This window comes from Streptomyces bauhiniae, assembly GCF_004784475.1.
Lineage (GTDB): Bacteria > Actinomycetota > Actinomycetes > Streptomycetales > Streptomycetaceae > Streptomyces > Streptomyces seoulensis.
Genome location: NZ_SRRT01000006.1, coordinates 168,226 through 188,216, shown reverse-complemented (window position 1 = coordinate 188,216; position 19,991 = coordinate 168,226). Strand labels below are relative to the sequence as shown.

Below are 19,991 nucleotides of genomic sequence, written 5' to 3'. Positions count from 1 at the left end.
GAACCTTTCTCGTGGCTGCGGTGGATTCAGAGGGACGTCCCCGAGGGGGTGGACGGGGACGGGTGACGGTGAAGCCTTGTGAAGGCTATGGAACCAGAAGGCGGGACGGGCGGCCGCCCGCCGCTCAGCGCCGCGACATGTAGATGTCGAGCGCCTTGTGCAGCAGCTTGTTCAGCGGGAAGTCCCACTCGCCGAGGTACTCGGCCGCCTGGCCGCCGGTGCCGACCTTGAACTGGATCAGGCCGAACAGGTGGTCCGTCTCGTCCAGCGAGTCGGAGATGCCGCGCAGGTCGTAGACGGTGGCGCCGAGCGCGTAGGCGTCGCGCAGCATCCGCCACTGCATGGCGTTGGAGGGACGGACCTCACGGCCGATGTTGTCGGAGGCGCCGTAGGAATACCAGACGTGGCCGCCGACGATCAGCATGGTGGCCGCCGACAGGTTCACGCCGTTGTGGCGGGCGAAGTACAGCCGCATCCGGTTGGGGTCCTCGGTGTTGAGGGCCGTCCACATGCGCTGGAAGTACGACAGGGGGCGCGGCCGGAAGTGGTCGCGGACCGCGGTGATCTCGTACAGCCGCTGCCACTCCTCCAGGTCCTGGTAACCGCCCTGGACGACCTCGACGCCGGCCTTCTCGGCCTTCTTGATGTTGCGCCGCCAGAGCTGGTTGAACTGCTTGTGCACCTCTTCCAGCGAGCGGTTGGCCAGCGGCACCTGGAAGATGTAGCGCGGCTGGACATCGCCGAAGCCGGCGCCGCCGTCCTCACCCTGCTGCCAGCCCATGCGGCGCAGCTTGTCGGCCACCTCGAAGGCGCGCGGCTCGATGAAGTCGGCCTCCATGTCCCGCAGCCGCTTCACGTCCGGGCTCTGGATGCCCTTCTTGATGGTCTCCGCGTTCCAGCGGCGGATGATCACCGGCGGGCCCATCTTGACCGAGAATGCGCCCTGGTGCTTGAGGTGGGCCAGCATCGGCTGGAGCCAGTCCTCCAGGTTCGGCGAGAACCAGTTGATGACCGGGCCCTCGGGGAGGTAGGCGAGGTAGCGCTTGATCTTGGGAAGCTGGCGGTAGAGGACCAGACCGGCGCCGACCATCTCGCCGGTGCGCTCGTCGAACCAGCCCAGGCTCTCCGAACGCCACTCCGCCTTCACGTCGGCCCATGCGGGGACCTGCATGTGACTGGCCGACGGCAGGCTCTGGATGTATGCCAGATGCTGCTCGCGGCTGATGGTCCTCAGGGTCAGACTCATGTCGGGGCGCTCCTCGGGCTGGTGTGTCCCCATGGGATCAGGGGCTCCGGCTCTCGCGCCGAAGCCTACTGCGCCCTGCGAGCGCCCCGAATGGGGCGTACAGCACCGGTGTTCCGGCCCGCTCGCGGACCGGAACGTTCCAGGTGCTCGTGATGCCGTCGTGGACGGGCGGCCGGGTGGGGTCAGCCGCCGATGAGACCGCCGAACAGGCCGCCGTTGGCCATGCCGATGAGGAAGCCGACGCCGGAGGCGCCGAGCCCGACGATCAGGCCGAAGCGCTCCCGGGTGGTGATCGAGATCCACTGGCCGTAGGCGCCGGTGAGCATGCCGATCAGGCCGGCCCAGGAGGCCACCAGGTGGAGGCCGTCGATGAAGCAGGTGACGAAGGCGAGCACGCCCAGGACGAGCGTCACCACCGTCAGGGTGTCCTGGAGTGGATGGGGCTTTCCGTCACTGGCGAAGAGGGAGCCGGCGGTGGTCGGTCGCAATGCCTGTGTCATGAGGCACCTCCTGCGGATCGCGGCGCACTGTAGCGCCCTACACACCCGATGTGTACAGATTGCGGGCTCCCAGGGCCGGATTTCAACCGGAAGCGGGTGGGCGGGTAGTCTGCAACGTCTGCACCGGTGTCTGCCCTGGCCCGTCGCGGCCCACTGTGGGCGGTTCCTCGCGGAACCTCCGATTGTCAGTGGTGGCCGATACCGTTGCTTACGCATCACGACCCTCCTGCCACGGAACGACCGTGGCCGCTGAGTCCAAAGGAGGTGGGTTCCACATGCGTCACTACGAGGTGATGGTCATCCTCGACCCCGATCTCGAGGAGCGTTCTGTCTCCCCGCTGATCGAGAACTTCCTCTCTGTCGTCCGCGATGGCGGCGGCAAGGTGGAAAAGGTCGACACCTGGGGCCGTCGTCGTCTCTCGTACGAGATCAAGAAGAAGCCCGAGGGCATCTACTCGGTCATCGACCTGCAGGCCGAGCCTGCGGTCGTCAAGGAGCTCGACCGCCAGATGAACCTGAACGAGTCGGTCCTCCGGACCAAGGTCCTCCGCCCCGAGATGCACTGAGCTTTTCCGCTCAACTGATCTCGGGATTCGAGTAGCAGCAACCAAGCAGCCAGAGCAATCCCGCCGAGAGGTTCCCCATGGCAGGCGAGACCGTCATCACGGTCGTCGGCAATCTTGTCGACGACCCCGAGCTGCGCTTCACCCCTTCCGGTGCGGCGGTCGCAAAGTTCCGCGTCGCGTCCACTCCCCGCACCTTCGACCGTCAGACCAATGAGTGGAAGGACGGCGAGAGCCTGTTCCTGACCTGCTCGGTCTGGCGTCAGGCGGCGGAGAACGTCGCGGAGTCGCTCCAGCGAGGCATGCGCGTCATCGTGCAGGGCCGGCTGAAGCAGCGGTCGTACGAGGACCGCGAGGGTGTCAAGCGCACGGTCTACGAGCTGGACGTCGAGGAAGTCGGCCCCAGCCTGCGCAACGCGACGGCGAAGGTCACCAAGACCTCCGGCGGCGCCCGCGGCGGCCAGGGCGGTTACGGCGGCGGTGGCAACCAGGGCGGCCAGGGTGGTGGCGGCTGGGGCGGTGGCTCCGGCGGCGGCAACCAGGGCGGTTCCCAGGCCGACGACCCGTGGGCTTCCGGCGCTCCCGCCGGTGGCAACCAGGGCGGCCAGGGTGGCGGCGGCTGGGGCGGCGGTTCCGGCTCCGGCGGCGGTGGCGGCTACTCGGACGAGCCCCCCTTCTAAGGGCTCGCATCCCACTTCTTGATCACACAGGAGAAACACCATGGCGAAGCCGCCTGTGCGCAAGCCTAAGAAGAAGGTCTGCGCTTTCTGCAAGGACAAGGTCACGTACGTGGACTACAAGGACACGAACATGCTGCGGAAGTTCATTTCCGACCGCGGCAAGATCCGTGCCCGCCGCGTGACCGGCAACTGCACGCAGCACCAGCGTGACGTCGCCACGGCCGTCAAGAACAGCCGTGAGATGGCGCTGCTGCCCTACACGTCCACCGCGCGCTAAGGAAGGGTGACTTACACATGAAGATCATCCTCACCCACGAGGTCTCCGGCCTCGGTGCCGCCGGCGACGTCGTCGACGTCAAGGACGGGTACGCCCGCAACTACCTGATCCCGCGGAACTTCGCTATCCGCTGGACCAAGGGTGGCGAGCAGGACGTGGCGCAGATCCGCCGCGCCCGCAAGATCCACGAGATCCAGACCATCGAGCAGGCCAACCAGATCAAGGGCCAGCTCGAGGGTGTCAAGGTCCGTCTGGCCGTCCGCTCCGGCGACGCCGGTCGTCTCTTCGGTTCCGTCACCCCGGCCGACATCGCTTCCGCGATCAAGGCTTCCGGCGGCCCCGAGGTCGACAAGCGCCGCATCGAGCTGACCGCTCCGATCAAGACCCTGGGCGCCCACGAGACGTCCGTGCGTCTGCACCCCGAGGTTGCCGCCAAGGTGACCCTCGAGGTCGTCGCGGCCTGATCGCCGTGACCGCTCGGCTCGTGTGAGCTGGTGAGGGGCCGCATCCTTTCGAGGATGCGGCCCCTTTCTCATGCGTTCAGCGCCTGGTCCGGTGGCGGGGCGTAGGGCACGTTTCACGTGAAACGGTCAGCGGGTCGCGCCCGTCACGATCCAGCGGCCGGAGCGGGTGCGCAGCCAGAGGGTCACCATCCGGACCGTCATCATCAGCGTCATGGCCCCCCAGATCGCGGTGAGACCGCCGCCCAGCGTGGGTACGAGCAGCGCGACCGGGGTGAAGACCGCCAGGGTGACCACCATGGCCCAGGCCAGGTAGGGGCCGTCACCGGCACCCATCAGCACCCCGTCCAGCACGAAGACGATGCCGCAGATGGGCTGGGAGAGGGCGACCACCAGCAGCGCCGGCAGCGCCACGTCCTTGACCCCGGCGTCACTGGTGAACAGCGGCAGGAACAACGGCCGCGCGGCCACGACGAGCAGACCGAGGACCACCCCGGTGGCGATGCCCCACTGCACCATGCGGCGGCAGGCCGCGCGGGCGCCGGGTGCGTCGTCGGCGCCGAGGTAGCGGCCGATGATCGCCTGCCCGGCGATGGCGATCGCGTCCAGGGCGAAGGCCAGCAGGCTCCACAGGGACAGCACGATCTGGTGGGCGGCGATGTCCGCGTCTCCGAGGCGGGCCGCCATCGCGGTGGCGATCATCAGGATGGCCCGCAGGGACAGGGTGCGCACCAGCAGCGGTACGCCCGCCTGTGCCGAGGCGCGGATACCAGCGAGGTCCGGACGCAGGGAGGCCCCGTGGCGCCGCGCACCCCGGACGACCACCCAGAGATAGACCGCAGCCATGCCGCACTGGGCGATCACGGTGCCCCAGGCGGACCCCGCGATGCCGAGCCCGGCGCCGTAGACGAGTACGGCGTTGAGGGCGGCGTTGGCGATGAAGCCACCGATCGCCACGTAGAGCGGGGTCCTGGTGTTCTGGAGTCCGCGCAGCACACCGGTGGCGGCGAGGACGGCCAGCATGGCCGGGATGCCGAGGGCGGAGATGCGCAGATAGGTGGTGGCGTAGGGAGCGGCGGTGGCGGAGGCGCCGAAGAGGTCCACGATGCCGGGTGCGAGGGGCAGGACGACGGCGATGACGGCGGCGCCGATGAGCAGGGCCAGCCAGATGCCGTCCATGCCCTGGCGGATCGCGGCCCGCAGGTCGTCCGCGCCGACCCGGCGGGCGACCGCCGCGGTGGTGGCGTAGGCGAGGAAGACGAAGATGCTCACCGCGGTGGTGAGGAGCGCGGAGGCCACCCCGAGACCGGCGAGCTGGGCGGTGCCGAGATGGCCGACGATCGCGCTGTCGGCCATCACGAAGAGGGGCTCGGCGACCAGCGCGCCGAAGGCCGGCACGGCGAGTGCCACGATCTCCCGGTCATGGCGTCGCCGGGTGGCCTTGGGGATCGCGGGAGCCTGTGTCATGCGCATCAATCTAATCGTCCACAGGTAAGAGATGCAACTGGCTTGTGACCCTTACCCTTGTTTCCGGAGGGCAAGGTTTCGCGCGGCGTTCGAGGTGATCTTGGTCCGACTGGGAAAGTTTTTCTTCTGCACAGCCGGTGGACGGTAAAGATGCAGGTCAGTGCCGTACTGCCGAGGAGGGCGAGGTCTTGTTCACAGGGCTGTCCACCGGGTCGTGCACAGGTTTCGACGAGTTCTCCACAGCATATGGACCGTCGTCCACATGGCCTGTGGATAACCAGATTGGCTGACGGTGCCGGGGGGCCTACCGTGGTCCGGCGCCCGCTCCCTCTCCCGGCCGTGGAAACGTCACATATCCGACGCGCCGGAACCGGAGTTGGGCCTCTCATTTTGTCAGTGCCGTGCCGTAGAACAGAGGGCATGGCGAGGTCCGCTCCGGCGGACGGGAGGAGGTGGCTCGGTGAGCATTTCCGAGCCCTTGGACGATCCGTGGGCCGACAGCGGTCCCAGCGATCGTCTCCCCGCCTCCCGGCGCCGTGGTGACTCCGGCCGCGGCGGCCGTGACGAGCAGCACGAGCGCGGCCAGGAGAACGGCGGCTGGGAAGGCGGGGGTTCCGCCTTCGAGCGGGTGCCGCCGCAGGACCTGGACGCCGAGCAGTCCGTGCTGGGCGGCATGCTGCTGTCCAAGGACGCCATCGCCGACGTGGTCGAGATTCTCAAGGGCCACGACTTCTACAAGCCGGCGCACGAGACGATCTACACGGCGATCCTCGACATCTACGCCAAGGGCGAGCCGGCCGACCCCATCACCATCGCGGCCGAACTCACCAAGCGCGGCGAGATCAACAAGGTGGGCGGGGCCGCCTACCTGCACACCCTCGTCCAGACGGTGCCGACCGCGGCCAACGCCGAGTACTACGCGGAGATCGTCCACGAGCGTGCCGTCCTGCGCCGCCTGGTGGAGGCCGGCACCCGCATCACGCAGATGGGATACGCGGCCGACGGCGATGTCGACGAGATCGTCAACAGCGCCCAGGCCGAGATCTACGCGGTCACCGAGCAGCGCACCAGCGAGGACTACCTGCCCCTCGGCGACATCATGGAGGGCGCCCTCGACGAGATCGAGGCCATCGGCTCGCGCAGCGGCGAGATGACCGGTGTGCCCACCGGGTTCACCGACTTCGACTCGCTCACCAACGGCCTGCACCCCGGCCAGATGATCGTCATCGCGGCGCGTCCCGCCATGGGCAAGTCGACGCTGGCGCTGGACTTCGCGCGGGCCGCGTCGATCAAGCACAACCTGCCCAGCGTGGTCTTCTCGCTCGAAATGGGGCGCAACGAGATCGCCATGCGTCTGCTGTCCGCCGAGGCCCGCGTCGCCCTGCACCACATGCGCTCCGGCACGATGACCGACGAGGACTGGACGCGCCTGGCCCGCCGGATGCCGGACGTGTCGGCCGCGCCGCTCTACATCGACGACTCCCCGAACCTGTCGATGATGGAGATCCGCGCGAAGTGCCGCCGCCTCAAACAGCGCAACGACCTGAAGCTGGTCGTCATCGACTACCTCCAGCTCATGCAGTCCGGCGGCTCTAAGCGGGCCGAGAGCCGGCAGCAGGAGGTCTCGGACATGTCCCGTAACCTCAAGCTGCTCGCCAAGGAGCTGGAGATCCCGGTCATCGCGCTCTCCCAGCTCAACCGTGGTCCCGAGCAGCGCACCGACAAGAAGCCCATGGTCTCCGACCTGCGTGAGTCGGGCTCCATCGAGCAGGACGCCGACATGGTCATCCTGCTGCACCGCGAGGACGCCTACGAGAAGGAGTCTCCCCGCGCGGGCGAGGCCGACCTGATCGTGGCCAAGCACCGAAACGGCCCCACGGCCACCATTACCGTCGCCTTCCAGGGCCACTACTCCCGCTTCGTGGACATGGCCCAGACCTGACCGACGCTCTCGGCGGAATGCGCTCGACGTGGCCCGTCCCAGCGGGTGGACTGGGCACATGACGACATGGGACGAAGAGCTGCTTCCGGCGACGCGCCGGGCGTTGACGCACCGGATCGCCGTCGCGCAGGCCGAGGGGCGGGCGCCGTCGCTCGTGGCCGCGGTCGTGCGCGGGGGACGGGCGGTGTGGCACGGGGCGCGGACCTCGGTGGACGGGCACGGGCCGGACGAGGACGTGCAGTACCGGATCGGCTCCATCACCAAGACCTTCACCGCCGTCCTGGTGCTGCGCCTGCGGGACGAGGGCGTGCTCGACCTGGGTGATCCGCTGGAGAAGCATCTGCCGGGCACCGGTGCCGGTGAGGCGACCATCGCCGAACTGCTGGCGCACACCGCCGGGTTGGCCGCCGAGTCGCCCGCGCCCTGGTGGGAGCGGACACCGGGCTCGACGCGCCCCGAACTGAGCGACGTGCTCGGCGAGAAGCCCCTGCTGCACCCGGCCGGACGGCGCCACCACTACTCCAACCCCGGCTACACCCTGCTCGGCGCCTTGGTGGAGGAACTCCGGGGCGCCCCGTGGGAGCAGGTGCTGCGCGACGAGGTGCTCCAGCCCCTCGGGCTCCACCGCACCAGCGCCCAGCCCGAGGCGCCGCACGCGGGCGGCTGGGCGGTGCATCCCTGGGCCGACGCGCTGCTGCCCGAGCCGCTTGAGGACCTCGGCCTGATGGCTCCGGCCGGCCAACTCTGGTCCACGACGGGCGACCTCGCCCGCTTCGCCGCCTTCTTGGTCCAGGGGGACGACCGGGTGCTGAGCGCCGAGTCGGTACGGGAGATGCGCACGCCCGCCGCCCCCGCCGAGTCCGCCGATGTGGTGGACGGTGCCACCTACGGTCTCGGGCTGCAGATCCAGCACCGGGACGGGCGGCTGCTCGCCGGGCACTCCGGCTCGCTGCCGGGTTTCCTGGCGACCCTCACGTTCAGCGTGGCGGACGACGTGGCCGCGGTGGTGCTGGCCAACTGCACCAGCGGCCCCGCCGTCGGCGCGGTGGCCGCCGACCTCATTCGCATCGTCGCCGAGGCCGAACCGCGCATCCCCGAACCGTGGCGTCCGCTGCGTGAAGTCGATCCGTCGGTGCTGGAGTTGGCCGGGCCCTGGTACTGGGGCACCCACCCCTACGTCCTGCGGGTCCTGGCCGACGGCATCACGCTCGGGCCGCTGGCCGGGGGCGGCCGCCGTACCCGGTTCCGTTCGAACGGTGACGGCACCTGGATGGGGCTGGAGGGTTACTACGCCGGGGAGTTGCTGGAGGCCGTACGACGGCCGGACGGCGCGGTGAGCCACTTGGACCTCGGGTCGTTCGTGTTCACGCGTCAGCCGTACGAGGAGGGTGCACCGGTGCCCGGTGGGGTGGACCCGGAGGGCTGGCGGGGGATCGCCCAGCCGTAGCGAGCCGTAGACGGAGGGCTCTGTTTCACGTGAAACAGGGCCCTTCGTGACATCAACCCCCTGTCAGAGGCTCAGCTTGAAGCCCTCGTGCGAGGCGGTGAAACCCAGGCGCTCGTAGAAGCGGTGGGCGTCGGTGCGTGTCTTGTCCGAGGTGAGCTGCACCAGGTGGCAGCCGAGGCGGCGGGAGGTGTCGACAGCCCACTGGATCAGCTCGCTGCCCAGTCCGCTGCCGCGCTCGTCCGCGTGAATCCGCACGGCCTCGATGAGGGAACGGGTCGCGCCCTTGCGGGAGAGCCCCGGAATGATCGTGAGCTGGAGCGTCCCGATCACCCGGCCGTCGCGGACCGCCACGACGAGGTGCTGGTTCGGGTCGGTGTCCAGCCGCTCGAAAGCCGCCAGGTACGGCGTCAGGTCGTCGGGCGACTCGCGCTGGGCACCCAGCGGATCGTCGGCGAGCATGGCCACGATCGCCGGGATGTCGTCCGGTGCCGCGGGCCTTATGGCGAGGTCGGTCATGGCCCGCAGCCTATGCGGGGACGTGCAGCGACTCCACGGCCCTGACCAGCGGGACGAGTTCGGGATTCAGTGCCGCCGCGTCCAGCGCCTCGCGCAGCGCCGCGTCGTTGGTCGGACGCGCCTGCTCCAGCAGCTCCAGACCGGCCTCGGTGACGTTGGTGTAGATGCCCCGGCGGTCGGTGGGGCACAGATAGCGCTCCAGCAGGCCACGGTCCTCCAGGCGGGTCACCAGCCGGGTGGTGGCGCTCTGGCTGAGGACGACCGCGTCGGCGACCTGCTTCATCTGGAGGTGGCCGCCGTCACCGTCGTGCTGCCTGCTGAGCACGTCGAGGAGGGAGTACTCGCGCACGCTCAGCTCGTGCTGCGCCTGGAGAGCGCGCTCGATGTGCGCCTCGATCCTCCCGTGCAGCAGAGACAGGGCGCACCAGCCCTGCGCGAGGGCGGTGAGCGCGGGGTCCGTCGCTGTCATGGGGTGTTCCTCCGTCCCGGAGCGGCCAGCTTCCAGAGTAGAGCACGGTCGCAATAGCCAGCGATTGCATTTAACCCGCGTCTGCAACTATTGTGGGAGCACGCAAAGCGCTCCTGCAATCGTTTGGGAAGGTCTACCCCCTCATGCCTCTCGCGCTTCTGGCCCTGGCGATCGGGGCCTTCGGAATCGGGACGACCGAGTTCGTGATCATGGGTCTGCTGCCCCAGGTCGCGGGTGACTTCGGGGTCTCCATCCCCACCGCGGGCCTGCTCGTCACCGGCTACGCCCTCGGCGTGGTGATCGGCGCCCCGCTGATGACCGTGCTCGGCACCAAGGTCTCGCGCAAGCGGATGCTGATGGTGCTGATGGGCCTGTTCATCGCCGGGAACTTGCTCTCCGCCGTCGCCCCGGTCTTCGCGGTCATGCTGATCGGCCGGGTGGTCGCGTCCCTCGCCCACGGTGCCTTCTTCGGCATCGGGTCGGTCGTCGCGGCCGAGCTGGTGGCACCGCAGAAGAAGGCCGGCGCCATCGCCATGATGTTCACCGGGCTGACCGTCGCCAACGTGATCGGCGTCCCGCTGGGCACGCTCATCGGGCAGCAGATCGGCTGGCGGGTGACCTTCGGCATCGTCGCCTTCCTGGGCGTCATCGGCCTCGCGGGCATCGCCAAGCTCGTGCCCGAGGTGCCGAGGCCCGAGGGCGTGCGTCTGCGGCATGAGCTGGCCGCCTTCAAGAACGCCCAGGTCCTGCTCGCCATGGCGATGACCGTGCTCGGCTTCGGCGGAGTCTTCGCCGCCATCACCTACATCGCGCCGATGATGACCCACGTCGCCGGTTTCGCCGACGGCTCGGTCACCTGGCTGCTGGTGCTGTTCGGCCTCGGCATGGTCGGCGGCAACCTGATCGGCGGCAAGTTCGCCGACCGCGCCCTGATGCCGATGCTCTACGTCTCACTGGGCGCCCTGGCCGTCGTCCTCGCGCTCTTCACGCTCACCGCGCACAACAAGATCGCGGCTGCCGTGACCATCGCCCTCATCGGCGCCCTCGGCTTCGCCACCGTCCCGCCGCTCCAGAAGCGCGTCCTGGACCAGGCGCACGGCGCTCCGACGCTCGCCTCGGCCGTGAACATCGGCGCCTTCAACCTGGGGAACGCCCTGTCCGCCTGGCTCGGCGGCATGGTCATCGCGGCCGGGTTCGGCTACACCGCCCCCAACTGGGTCGGCGCCGTCCTCGCCGCGGCCGCCCTGCTGCTCGCCGTGCTGTCGGCCGCCCTGGAGCGCCGCGACACCAAGACCGGCGCGGCACTCGCCTCCGACGCGCCCGCCATGCCGGAGCCCGCCCGCCACTGAGGCCGGCCCGGCCCCCAGACCCCGTCCGCACCGGTGCCGCATCCCGGCCCGGACGGCCCCACCTCAGGAAACTCCAAGGAGACCCCCACCATGAGCACCACCACCTTCGCCCCGCTCACCATCGAGGACGCCGAGCTGCTCATCGCCACCGCCCGGCGCGCGGCCGAGGACGCCGGTGTCACCGTCAGCGTCACCGTCCTCGACGCCGGTGGCCACCTGCTCGCCTTCCGCCGGGACGACCGGGCGGTGCTGATCTCCGGTGAGACCAGCACCCGCAAGGCGTACACCGCGCTCCAGCTCAACGCGCCGACCGCCGATCTGGTCGAGGCCGTGCAGCCCGGCGGCCTCTTCCACACGCTGCCGACCGCGCTGGACCGCCCGCTGCTCTTCATCGCCGGTGGCGTCCCCGTCCACCGCGACGGCCGGCTGATCGGTGCGATCGGCGTCGGCGGCGGTGCGCCGGAGCAGGACCACGGCTTCGCCACCGAAGCCGTGACCGCCCTGGTCTGAGCGCGCCACGCGCACAGGACGAAGGCCCCCGCCGACTCGCGGGGGCCTTCGGCATGCGGGTATTCAGCCCGCGGCCACCGTCAGCGGTGCGAACCTGCGGGTCCAGTCCCCCGGCAGCTCGGGCGCGCCGAGCATCATGACCGCGTTCGTCATCACCGGGGCCAGCCCCCGCTCCTTCGCCCAGACCAACAACTCCTCGTGGCGCACGTCCACATCGGTGCGCAGCGGGCGCTCGGTGTGGGCCGCGAGCGACTCGACGAGGGCCTTGGCCGTCTCCGTGTCGCGGGCGATCAGGGGGCCGACGACATGGGTCCGCATGTTGGGCCACGCGGCGGCGTACCCGACGATCCGGCCGCCCTCCTCCGCCACGCGGACCTGATCGGCGAAGGCGGGCAGCCGGACGAGGATCGGGGTGCGGTCGACGCCGAAGACCTCCGCGTCGAGACGGAGGATCGAGGGGAGGTCCTCGGCGGTCGCGGCCCGTGTCAGCACCGACGGCTCTGATCCGTCCGGCGTGAAGCGCCCCATGAGCATCTCCGCCCGGCCCACGGTCTTGAAGCCGAGCTCCTCGTAGAGCGGGCGGCCCAGCGGGGTGGCGTGCAGGGTCAGCGGTGTGCCGTCCATGGCCGCCACGACGTGCCGCATCAGGCGGCGCCCCACGCCCTTGCGAGAGTGGCGCTCGGCGACCAGGACCATGCCGATCGCGCCCAGCTCCACCCGTTGTCCGGAGCCGTACTCCGTGACGACGCACGCGGCGACCAGACCACCGTCGGGGTCGTCGATGCCGTAGCCGTGGCCGGCGGTGAGCAGCAGGCTCCATTTGTGTTCCTCGCGGGGCCATCCCCGGTCCTGGGACAGATCGGCGCAGGCGGTGAGATCGCGCGGTGTCAGACGGCGGACGGGCAGCGCGGCGAGTGAAAAGATCGGCACGCCGGTCAGGCTGTCCGACCAACACCCCTCACGTCCACCGGATTCGGAGACCTCTTACCGGTTCCGGCCAGATTCTCCGCTCGGGGCAAACCACTGACGGCCGCGCTGTTTCACGTGAAACGACGGCTTGCCGTGGCGGTCAACAGCGTAATCGGACGAAGCCCGTCAAGAACCGTCTTTCCGGGTAATGGGACGCGGCACCGGCCCACGCTGCCACGCTGCGAAGCGAGTGCTGCGGTCCTCCGCCCCGGCGGGGAGCACGCGCTTCCGAGGGGGAGAGCGCAGACCGCCGCAGGAGTGCGAGCGAGGGCACACATGGAAGCTCCGGCCACCCCATCGGGGGACGACGGCACGGCGAACGGCGTCGGCCGACGGCCACGGCACGCGGCTGGGCCTCCCCGCGCGCAGGCATCCTGGGACGCGCTGCTCATCCGCCGCACGATGGCGGAGATCGCGCCCCTGGCCGACAAGGTGACCTCCTACTTCTACGCCCTGCTCTTCGTCCGCCACCCGGAGCTGCGCCCCCTGTTCCCGCCCGCGATGGACACCCAGCGGGACCGGCTGCTGCGGGCCCTGCTCACCGCCGCGGAACACATCGACAACACCCCGGTACTCGTCGACTACCTCCGCAACCTCGGCCGGGGGCACCGCAAGTACGGCACCCGGCCCGAGCACTACCCGGCCGTGGGCGCGTGCCTGATCGGCGCCCTGAGCACGTACGCCCCCCACACCTGGAACCCACAGGCGGAGGCAGCCTGGGGCCGGGTCTACGCGACCATCTCCCAGGTCATGATCGAAGCCGCCGAGATGGACGGGCGGGACGCTCCGCCCTGGTGGCACGCCGAGGTCGTGACCCACGACCTGCGGACCCCCGACGTCGCCGTGATCACGCTGCGCCCCGATCAGCCGTATCCCTTCCTGGCCGGGCAGTACGCGAGCGTCGAGACGCCCTGGTGGCCGCGCGTCTGGCGGCACTACTCCTTCGCCTCCGCGCCCCGCGCCGACGGCTTGCTCACCTTCCATGTGCGGGCGGTCCCGGCCGGCTGGGTCTCCAACGCCCTGGTGCACCGCGCCCGCCCCGGTGACGTGGTGCGCCTCGGGCCATCGGTCGGCTCGATGAGCGTCGACCACGCCACCGACAGCGGCCTGCTCTGCCTGGGTGGTGGCACTGGCATAGCCCCCATCAAGGCCATGGTCGAGGAAGTCGCCGAGCACGGCGCCCGCCGCCCGGTCGAGGTGTTCTACGGCGCCCGCAACGACCACGACCTGTACGACATCGACACCCTGCTCCGGCTGCGGCAGGCCCACCCCTGGATATCCGTCCGCTCGGTCATCGACCGGGAGGACCGCCATCTGCACGACGCCGTGCGGGCGAGCGGCCCCTGGCGGGACTACGACGCCTATCTCTCCGGCCCGCCCGGCATGATCCGCAGCGGTGTCTCCGCGTTGCAGGCGCTCGGCGTACCGGCGCCCCGCATACGCCACGACCCGGTCGAGGACCTGGTGGTCGTCGGCTCCTGAGCCGCCAGGGTCCGGTCAGCCGAGGTCGGGGGCGTGCATCGCGCGGACGCCCTCGATGTTGCCGTCCAGATAGTGCCGCAGCGACAGCGGGACGAGGTGCACGGAGGCGATGCCGACCCGGTTGAACGGGATGCGGACGATGTCGTACTCCCCGGCCGGCTCCTCCACTTCGGGGCCATGACGGAGCGAGAGGTCCATGGACTCCAGGCGGCAGACGAAGAAGTGCTGGACCTTCACGCCGGTCGCGCCGCCGTCCTCGCCGATGTGTTCCACGGTATCCACGAAGCAGGGCACGACGTCGGAGATCTTGGCGCCGAGTTCCTCGTACACCTCGCGATGCAGGGCGTCGACGACGGTCGGGTCCTCGGGCTCGACCCCGCCACCGGGGGTGACCCAGTAGGGATCGACGCCGGGCTTGGTGCGCTTGATCAGGATCAGGTCGTCACCGTCCAGCAGAACGGCACGGGCGGTGCGCTTGACCACGGGTCGGACGGTCATGGGAACAATGTGGCCCGGCCGGTTCCACGTGAAACATCGCGGGCGACCCCGGCCTCACCACGGGGAGGCATTCGCGGAGGAATGCCCGCTCAGCACCACCGCGAGGCGGCCCGCTGAAGCCACTCGTGCGCCCGCGCGACATGCGGCAGCGCCAGTGAGCCGGTGCGCACCACCAGGAAGTAGGTCCGCAGCGGCGGCACGGCAGGGTCGTGCAGCAGGACCACCTCGGCCCGGTCGAGCGCGGCGGCGCACAGATACCGGGGCAGCACCGCGAGCCCCGCCCCCGAGGCAGCACAGGCCAGCACCGCGCGCAGGTCCGGCACGATGACCGTCCCCGACGCCCCCGGACGCGTGTCGAACACGGAGGCCCAGTAGCGCGAGACGAAGGGCAGCGACTCGTGGACCTCGACCACGGGCAGGTTCTTCAGTGCGGCCGCCCCCGTCCGCCGCAGCGCGTCCGGCCCGATCCGCTCGGCCCAGCGCGGCGCAGCGACCAGCACATGCTCCTCGTCGCAGAGCGGGCTGGCACTCAGCAGGGCACCGCGCGGGCGGAGCGTACTGATGGCCAGCTCGTGATGGCCCGCCGCCAGCCCTTCCAGGACCTCCTCCGCCGTGCCGAAGGAGGCGCGGAGGGCGAAGCCCTGGCCGTCGGCGCCGGTCAGCTCCGTCAGGGCGGGCAGGGCGCGCTCGGTGGTGAACTCCGGAGGTCCGGCCAGATGCAGGGTGCGCAGCGAGGACTCGTCGTCCAGGCCGCTCTCGGCTATCTCCACCAGGGCGTCGAGATGAGGTGCGGCCTTGTGGGCCAGTTCGTCGCCGATGGTCGTGGGGGTCACCCCGCGCGCCTGCCGCAGGAAGAGGGGGCGGCCGAGCTGGCGTTCCAGCGTGCGGATCTGGGAGGTGACGGCGGGCTGGGAGAGGCCCAGCAGCGCGGCGGCGCGAGTGAAGGAACCGGCCCGGTGCACGGTGACGAAGGTCCGCAGCAGGGCCAGGTCCATGCGGGGTCCCCTTTCCCTGCCTCCTCGGGCAGGCCGGGCAGGCCCCAACTATAAATAAGTCGATAGGTCTCTGTCGTTACCGTGATTGGACACTGACGCAGAGTCAACTAGCCTTGTGCGCGCGGTTCTTCGCGCGCGGAACCGGGGACGGTCCGAGCCACGAGGGGGGAGGCTCGGACCGTCCGCACCGCTCTCAGCCGGCGGACTCGGCGGACTTCTCCAGAGCCCGCAGCACGTCCGCCACCAGGTCCTCGGCGTCCTCGGCCCCGACCGACATACGGATGAACCCGTCCGGCACCGCATCGCCGCCCCAGCGGCCGCGCCGCTCCGCCGTGGAGCGCACCCCGCCGAAACTCGTCGCGTCCTCCACCAGCCGCAACGCCTCCAGGAACCGCTCGGCGCGTTCGCGCGTGGGCAGTGTGAAGGAGACCACGCAGCCGAAGCGGCGCATCTGCCGCGCGGCGACCTCGTGCGACGGGTCGTCGGGCAGCCCCGGATACCGCAGATCGGAGACCTCGGGACGGCCGCGCAGCGCCTCGGCCACCGCGAGCGCCGTGGCGTTCTGCCGGTCGACGCGGAGCGGGAGCGTGGCGATCGAGCGGTGGGCGAGCCACGCCTCCATCGGGCCGGGGATCGCCCCGACGATCTTCCGCCAGCGGCGCACCGCGTCCATCGGCTCGCCCGCGCGGCCGACGACGTACCCCAGCAGCACGTCGCCGTGCCCGCTGAGCTGCTTGGTGCCGCTGGCCACGGCGAAGTCGGCGCCCAGCTCCAGCGGACGCTGCCCGAGCGGCGTGGCGAGGGTGTTGTCCACAGCCACCAGCGCCCCGCGAGCGTGCGCCTCCTTCACCAGCCGACGGATGTCGCACACGTCGAGCCCCGGGTTGGACGGCGACTCGATCCACAGCAGCTTCGCCCCGTCGAGCGCGTCGAGCTGGGCGTCGCCGCCGGTGGGCGCGGTGCGCACCTCGATGCCGAACGCCTCGAGCTGGGCCCGCGCCAGGGGCAGCGCCTGGTAGCCGTCCGAGGGCAGCACGACGGTGTCACCGGTCTTGAGCTGGGAGAAGAGCACGGCGGAGATCGCCGCCATGCCGGAGGCGAACACCAGCGTCTCGGCGTCGTCGGCGCCGGGCGCCTCCAGCTCGCCGATGGCCCGCTCCAGCAGGGTCCAGGTGGGGTTGCCGTCGCGGCCGTAGGAGTACGGACCGCTCACGTCGCCGGGCAGGTGGAAGTGCGCGGCGAAGACCGGCCCCGGCAGGGTCGGCTCGTGCTTCACCGGCTCGGGAAGACCGGCGCGGACGGCGCGGGTGCCGTCGCCGGGGGAGTCCGGGTGCGCGGCAGTGTCGTTCATACGGGCCGTTCCTCCAGATGTTCGCGTACGGAGTCGAGCAGACCGGCGCTCGCCGCCTCCACCATCTCAAGGCACTCCTCGAAGCCGTCGCGGCCCCCGTAATAAGGGTCCGGTACCTCGAGGTCGGCGCCGGCCGACGGGTCGTACGAGCGCAGCAGGCGCACCTTGCGGGCGTCCTCCTCGGTGGGGGCGAGGCGGCGCAGAGCCTTGAGATGGCCGGTGTCCAGGGCGATCACGAGGTCGAGCCGGCCGAACCAGGACGGCTGGAACTGCCGCGCGATGTGCTCGGTGCCGTAGCCGTGCTCGTCGAGGACCGAGACGGTGCGCGGGTCGGCGGGGTCGCCCTCGTGCCAGCCGCCGGTGCCGGCGCTGTCGGTCTGGATCAGGCCGTCGAGCCCGGCCTCGGCGACGCGCGCCCGGAAGACCGACTCGGCCATCGGGGAGCGGCAGATGTTGCCGGTGCACACGAAGCAGACGCGGTAGACCATGACCGGATCAGTCCTCGTCGGGCAGGACGAGGTTCAGCGCCCAGGAGACGATGGAGATGATCAGACCGCCGAGCACGGCCGTCCAGAACCCCTCCACGTGGAAACTGAGATTGAGCTGCCCGCACACCCACGAGGTCAGCAGCAGCATCAGCGCGTTGACGATCAGGGTGATCAGGCCGAGGGTCAGGATGAACAGCGGGAAGGTGAGCACCTTCACCACCGGCTTGACCAGAAGGTTCACCAGCCCGAAGACCAGCGCCACCACGATCAGCGTGCCGGCCTTCTCACCCGTGCTGCCACCGGTGAGGGTGATCTTGTCGAGGAGCCACACGGCGACCGCGAGGGCGCCCGCGTTGGCGATCGTCTTGACTAGGAGATTCTTCATGTGTCTGATCGTTGCAGACCAGAATCAGAGTGGCGGCGCGGCAAGGGCGGACGAACGGCGATGAAGGTATTCCGGCTGGACGATCTTGAGGCGGAGCGCGCCGCGAACGACGGCGCCTACCTCCAGTTCCTGCGGGAGCGGAACATGTCGGTCGGCCTGTACGCGCTCGACGCCGGCTCCCACGACCCCCAGAACCCCCACCCCCAGGACGAGGTGTACTTCGTGGTCAGTGGCCGGGCCTCGGTCTCGGTCGGACTGGAGACCACCGAGGTCGCGCGGGGCAGTGTGGTCTATGTGCCCGCGGGGGTGTCCCACAAGTTCCACCACATCAGCGAGGATCTGCGGGTCCTGGTGGTGTTCTCTCCCCCCGAGGGGTGAGGGTCGGATCTCAGGGTTCCCTAGGGGATGGATCAGGGGACGACAAGGGGTGCGAGACCCCCACGGAGGCCCTCGCCGGCCCTAGCATCGAAGCGGGACATCAAGAACCGCTAGCGCAAAGGACAAGGCGATGCGAGAGATCTTCACGGGCTTGCCGTGGTGGGTGAAGTGGGTCGCGGTGCCGGTCATCGCGCTGGTGGTGTTCGGCGGCCTGATAGCGACCGTGGTCGGCTTCCTGATCGGGCTGCTCTTCAAGCTGCTGCTCTTCGTCGCCCTGGTCGGCGGACTCATCTACGTGGTGCGGAAGTTCACGGCGGGCTCCTCCTCGCGCAGCGACTGGTGACGCGCGGGGGCGCCGGGGCCCGGTGACTCGGGGCGGTAACACGGAACGCCGGTTCCCTCGGGGGAGGGAAGTTTCCCCGGCAGGGCGTCCGCGCGCGGTGGTGGACGGTTAGAGTCCGGAACTCCCGTGGGGCCCCGAACCCCACGGGCGGCACGCACCCCACCCGTGTCCACCCCGCACGGGCCGCCCCCCTCCGCGCTTCGGGAGTAAATCCTTGGCCACGGTCGACACCGCCCCGGCAGGACCCCACGCACCCCCGGCTCCGGCGCGGTCCTGCGCGCCCCCGATGCAGCGGCCCCCCGCTGCCACCGCCCCCGACAAGCACTCCGCGACCCTCATCGGGTCCGTCCAGCGCGCGATGCGTCTGCTGGAGACGGTCGCCGCCCACGAGTACGGCGCCCCCGCCAAGCAACTGGCCCGCGAGACGGGCCTCGCGCTCCCCACGGCGTACCACCTGCTGCGCACCCTGGTGCACGAGGGCTATCTGCGCCGGGACAAGGGGCGGTTCTTCCTCGGCGACGCGGCGGACCGGCTCAGTAGCAGCGGAGCGCAGCAGAAACGTCGCAGCACGGTGGCCGACACCCTCGCGCACTGGCGTGATCGGATCGGCGCCCCGGTGTACTACGCGATGTACCGGGACGGTGAGATCGAGGTCATGTGCGTGGCCGACTCGCGGGAGACGCCGGCGGTCGCGGAGTGGGCCGACTTCCGCGAGACGGGACACGCCCACGCCGTGGGGAAGTGCCTGCTCTCCCAACTGGACGACGACGCCCGCCGGGACCACCTCGCGCGCTACCCGGTGCGCTCCCTCACCCCGTACACGGTCCGCGACAACGATGCCCTGCTCAGGCGGCTGGCCAGGACTCGGCGCATGGAACCGGTGGTGGAGCGGCAGGAGTACGCCCTTGGCGCGGTCTGTGCGGCGGTGCCGATCACTGTCGGTACAACAGCCGCAACGATGGCGATTTCGCTCCCAGCCCATCAGGCGGATCAACTCCCGTGCATGACAAGGAGGTTGCAGACAGAAATGGGCCGTCACATGGGTGCGCTGGCGCTCTCTATCAGCATCTGAAAACTCACTCCTTGTGATCTGCCATGCACGTTCAGCTAGATTTGACCCCAGTCAGGGATTAAACCCGGCCAGTCGATGTCTTATGACGGGGTAGGCGATGCGCGAGTCCGTACAGGCAGAAGTCATGATGAGCTTTCTCGTCTCGGAGGAGCTTTCCTTCCGTATTCCGGTGGAGTTGCGCTACGAGACGAGTGATCCCTACGCGGTGCGGCTCACCTTCCATCTGCCCGGTGACGCCCCGGTGACCTGGGTCTTCGGCCGGGAGTTGATGATCGACGGGGTCGGCCGGCCGTGCGGCGAGGGGGATGTGCACATCTCCCCCGTCGACTGCGAGGTGCTGGGCGAGGTGCTGATCCGGCTTCAGGTGGGCGGCGACCAGGCGCTGTTCCGTTCCTCCACGCCGCCGCTCGTGGCGTTCCTCGACCGCACCGACAAGCTGGTGCCGCTCGGGCAGGAGGGTGCGCTGGCCGATTTCGACACCCACCTCGACGAGGCGCTGGGCCGCATCCTGGCCGAGGAGCAGAGCGCGGGCTGAGGCGGCGGGGCCGAGGGGGGCCGAGAAGCGCTCGACCGGTCTCCGTGAACCTTTGAAGAAACGCTTCT

At 70.1% G+C, this 19,991-nt stretch carries 24 protein-coding genes; 13 read left to right on the top strand and 11 right to left on the bottom strand.

Annotation, left to right across the window (positions count from 1 at the left end):
* Positions 1-124 precede the first annotated feature (124 nt).
* Both E5083_RS20655 and E5083_RS20650 read right to left on the bottom strand, forming a co-directional pair.
* Positions 125-1,246 (bottom strand): lipid II:glycine glycyltransferase FemX, encoded by a 1,122-nt coding sequence (locus tag E5083_RS20655; RefSeq protein ID WP_135787198.1) that lies wholly within the window; start codon positions 1,244-1,246, stop codon positions 125-127.
* Positions 1,247-1,428: 182 nt separating this feature from the next.
* Positions 1,429-1,746, bottom strand: a complete 318-nt coding sequence (locus E5083_RS20650; protein ID WP_135787197.1) for a hypothetical protein — start codon at positions 1,744-1,746, stop codon at positions 1,429-1,431.
* Between the two features lie 275 nt (positions 1,747-2,021).
* Here E5083_RS20650 and rpsF point away from each other — a divergent pair, with 275 nt between their 5' ends.
* The 4 genes from rpsF to rplI all read left to right on the top strand — a co-directional run bounded on the left by rpsF (position 2,022) and on the right by rplI (position 3,730).
* Positions 2,022-2,312: a 30S ribosomal protein S6 gene (gene rpsF / locus E5083_RS20645; RefSeq protein ID WP_003975025.1), complete on the top strand. Its 291-nt coding sequence runs from the start codon at positions 2,022-2,024 to the stop codon at positions 2,310-2,312.
* A gap of 77 nt (positions 2,313-2,389) precedes the next feature.
* Positions 2,390-2,989, top strand: a complete 600-nt coding sequence (locus E5083_RS20640; RefSeq protein ID WP_135787196.1) for a single-stranded DNA-binding protein — start codon at positions 2,390-2,392, stop codon at positions 2,987-2,989.
* 40 nt (positions 2,990-3,029) lie between these two features.
* Positions 3,030-3,266 carry a 30S ribosomal protein S18 gene (rpsR, locus tag E5083_RS20635; RefSeq protein ID WP_003949403.1) on the top strand — a complete coding sequence of 79 codons (237 nt, stop codon included), beginning with the start codon at positions 3,030-3,032 and terminating at the stop codon, positions 3,264-3,266.
* Between the two features lie 17 nt (positions 3,267-3,283).
* Positions 3,284-3,730, top strand: coding sequence for a 50S ribosomal protein L9 (gene rplI / locus E5083_RS20630; RefSeq protein ID WP_135787195.1), 447 nt, complete (start codon positions 3,284-3,286; stop codon positions 3,728-3,730).
* A 126-nt stretch (positions 3,731-3,856) separates the two neighbouring features.
* On the opposite strand, the gene E5083_RS20625 is transcribed toward rplI, so the two are convergent.
* A complete protein-coding gene (locus E5083_RS20625; RefSeq protein WP_135787194.1) occupies positions 3,857-5,194 on the bottom strand; it encodes an MATE family efflux transporter in 1,338 nt (445 codons plus the stop codon).
* Positions 5,195-5,654: 460 nt separating this feature from the next.
* Between E5083_RS20625 and dnaB the strand changes: the two genes are divergently transcribed.
* Together dnaB and E5083_RS20615 are read left to right on the top strand one after the other, a co-directional pair.
* On the top strand, positions 5,655-7,136 hold the full coding sequence (gene dnaB / locus E5083_RS20620; protein WP_135787193.1) for a replicative DNA helicase: 1,482 nt from the start codon (positions 5,655-5,657) through the stop codon (positions 7,134-7,136).
* A 58-nt stretch (positions 7,137-7,194) separates the two neighbouring features.
* Positions 7,195-8,583: a serine hydrolase domain-containing protein gene (locus E5083_RS20615; protein ID WP_135787192.1), complete on the top strand. Its 1,389-nt coding sequence runs from the start codon at positions 7,195-7,197 to the stop codon at positions 8,581-8,583.
* Positions 8,584-8,646: 63 nt separating this feature from the next.
* Here the strand turns inward: E5083_RS20615 and E5083_RS20610 are convergent, their stop codons facing one another.
* Positions 8,647-9,099, bottom strand: coding sequence for a GNAT family N-acetyltransferase (locus tag E5083_RS20610; protein ID WP_135787191.1), 453 nt, complete (start codon positions 9,097-9,099; stop codon positions 8,647-8,649).
* Positions 9,100-9,109: 10 nt separating this feature from the next.
* Positions 9,110-9,568: a MarR family winged helix-turn-helix transcriptional regulator gene (locus E5083_RS20605; RefSeq protein WP_135787190.1), complete on the bottom strand. Its 459-nt coding sequence runs from the start codon at positions 9,566-9,568 to the stop codon at positions 9,110-9,112.
* Between the two features lie 143 nt (positions 9,569-9,711).
* Here E5083_RS20605 and E5083_RS20600 point away from each other — a divergent pair, with 143 nt between their 5' ends.
* On the top strand, positions 9,712-10,917 hold the full coding sequence (locus E5083_RS20600; RefSeq protein ID WP_135787189.1) for an MFS transporter: 1,206 nt from the start codon (positions 9,712-9,714) through the stop codon (positions 10,915-10,917).
* A gap of 90 nt (positions 10,918-11,007) precedes the next feature.
* On the top strand, positions 11,008-11,427 hold the full coding sequence (locus tag E5083_RS20595) for a GlcG/HbpS family heme-binding protein (protein ID WP_135787188.1): 420 nt from the start codon (positions 11,008-11,010) through the stop codon (positions 11,425-11,427).
* A gap of 63 nt (positions 11,428-11,490) precedes the next feature.
* Here the strand turns inward: E5083_RS20595 and E5083_RS20590 are convergent, their stop codons facing one another.
* A complete protein-coding gene (locus E5083_RS20590; protein WP_135787187.1) occupies positions 11,491-12,357 on the bottom strand; it encodes a GNAT family N-acetyltransferase in 867 nt (288 codons plus the stop codon).
* 315 nt (positions 12,358-12,672) lie between these two features.
* Between E5083_RS20590 and E5083_RS20585 the strand changes: the two genes are divergently transcribed.
* The gene (locus tag E5083_RS20585) at positions 12,673-13,878 is read left to right on the top strand and encodes a globin domain-containing protein (protein ID WP_135787186.1); all 1,206 of its coding nucleotides are present in this window, start codon (positions 12,673-12,675) and stop codon (positions 13,876-13,878) included.
* A 15-nt stretch (positions 13,879-13,893) separates the two neighbouring features.
* Here the strand turns inward: E5083_RS20585 and E5083_RS20580 are convergent, their stop codons facing one another.
* From E5083_RS20580 to E5083_RS20560, 5 genes are all read right to left on the bottom strand, one after another.
* Positions 13,894-14,376 carry an NUDIX domain-containing protein gene (locus E5083_RS20580; RefSeq protein WP_135787185.1) on the bottom strand — a complete coding sequence of 161 codons (483 nt, stop codon included), beginning with the start codon at positions 14,374-14,376 and terminating at the stop codon, positions 13,894-13,896.
* Positions 14,377-14,465: 89 nt separating this feature from the next.
* On the bottom strand, positions 14,466-15,371 hold the full coding sequence (locus E5083_RS20575) for a LysR family transcriptional regulator (RefSeq protein WP_135787184.1): 906 nt from the start codon (positions 15,369-15,371) through the stop codon (positions 14,466-14,468).
* A 193-nt stretch (positions 15,372-15,564) separates the two neighbouring features.
* Complete coding sequence (locus E5083_RS20570; protein ID WP_135787183.1) at positions 15,565-16,722, bottom strand: cystathionine gamma-lyase; 1,158 nt, start codon at positions 16,720-16,722, stop codon at positions 15,565-15,567.
* Complete coding sequence (locus E5083_RS20565; protein ID WP_135787182.1) at positions 16,719-17,210, bottom strand: low molecular weight protein-tyrosine-phosphatase; 492 nt, start codon at positions 17,208-17,210, stop codon at positions 16,719-16,721. Before E5083_RS20565 ends, E5083_RS20570 begins: the two co-directional genes overlap by 4 nt.
* A 7-nt stretch (positions 17,211-17,217) precedes the next feature.
* Complete coding sequence (locus E5083_RS20560; protein ID WP_135787181.1) at positions 17,218-17,595, bottom strand: phage holin family protein; 378 nt, start codon at positions 17,593-17,595, stop codon at positions 17,218-17,220.
* A gap of 60 nt (positions 17,596-17,655) precedes the next feature.
* Here E5083_RS20560 and E5083_RS20555 point away from each other — a divergent pair, with 60 nt between their 5' ends.
* The 4 genes from E5083_RS20555 to E5083_RS20540 all read left to right on the top strand — a co-directional run bounded on the left by E5083_RS20555 (position 17,656) and on the right by E5083_RS20540 (position 19,923).
* The gene (locus E5083_RS20555) at positions 17,656-17,973 is read left to right on the top strand and encodes a cupin domain-containing protein (protein ID WP_135787180.1); all 318 of its coding nucleotides are present in this window, start codon (positions 17,656-17,658) and stop codon (positions 17,971-17,973) included.
* 130 nt (positions 17,974-18,103) lie between these two features.
* Complete coding sequence (locus E5083_RS20550) at positions 18,104-18,316, top strand: DUF5326 family protein (RefSeq protein WP_135787179.1); 213 nt, start codon at positions 18,104-18,106, stop codon at positions 18,314-18,316.
* 214 nt (positions 18,317-18,530) lie between these two features.
* Complete coding sequence (locus E5083_RS20545; protein ID WP_208754108.1) at positions 18,531-19,388, top strand: IclR family transcriptional regulator; 858 nt, start codon at positions 18,531-18,533, stop codon at positions 19,386-19,388.
* A gap of 97 nt (positions 19,389-19,485) precedes the next feature.
* Complete coding sequence (locus E5083_RS20540; RefSeq protein ID WP_030806138.1) at positions 19,486-19,923, top strand: SsgA family sporulation/cell division regulator; 438 nt, start codon at positions 19,486-19,488, stop codon at positions 19,921-19,923.
* Positions 19,924-19,991 lie beyond the last annotated feature (68 nt).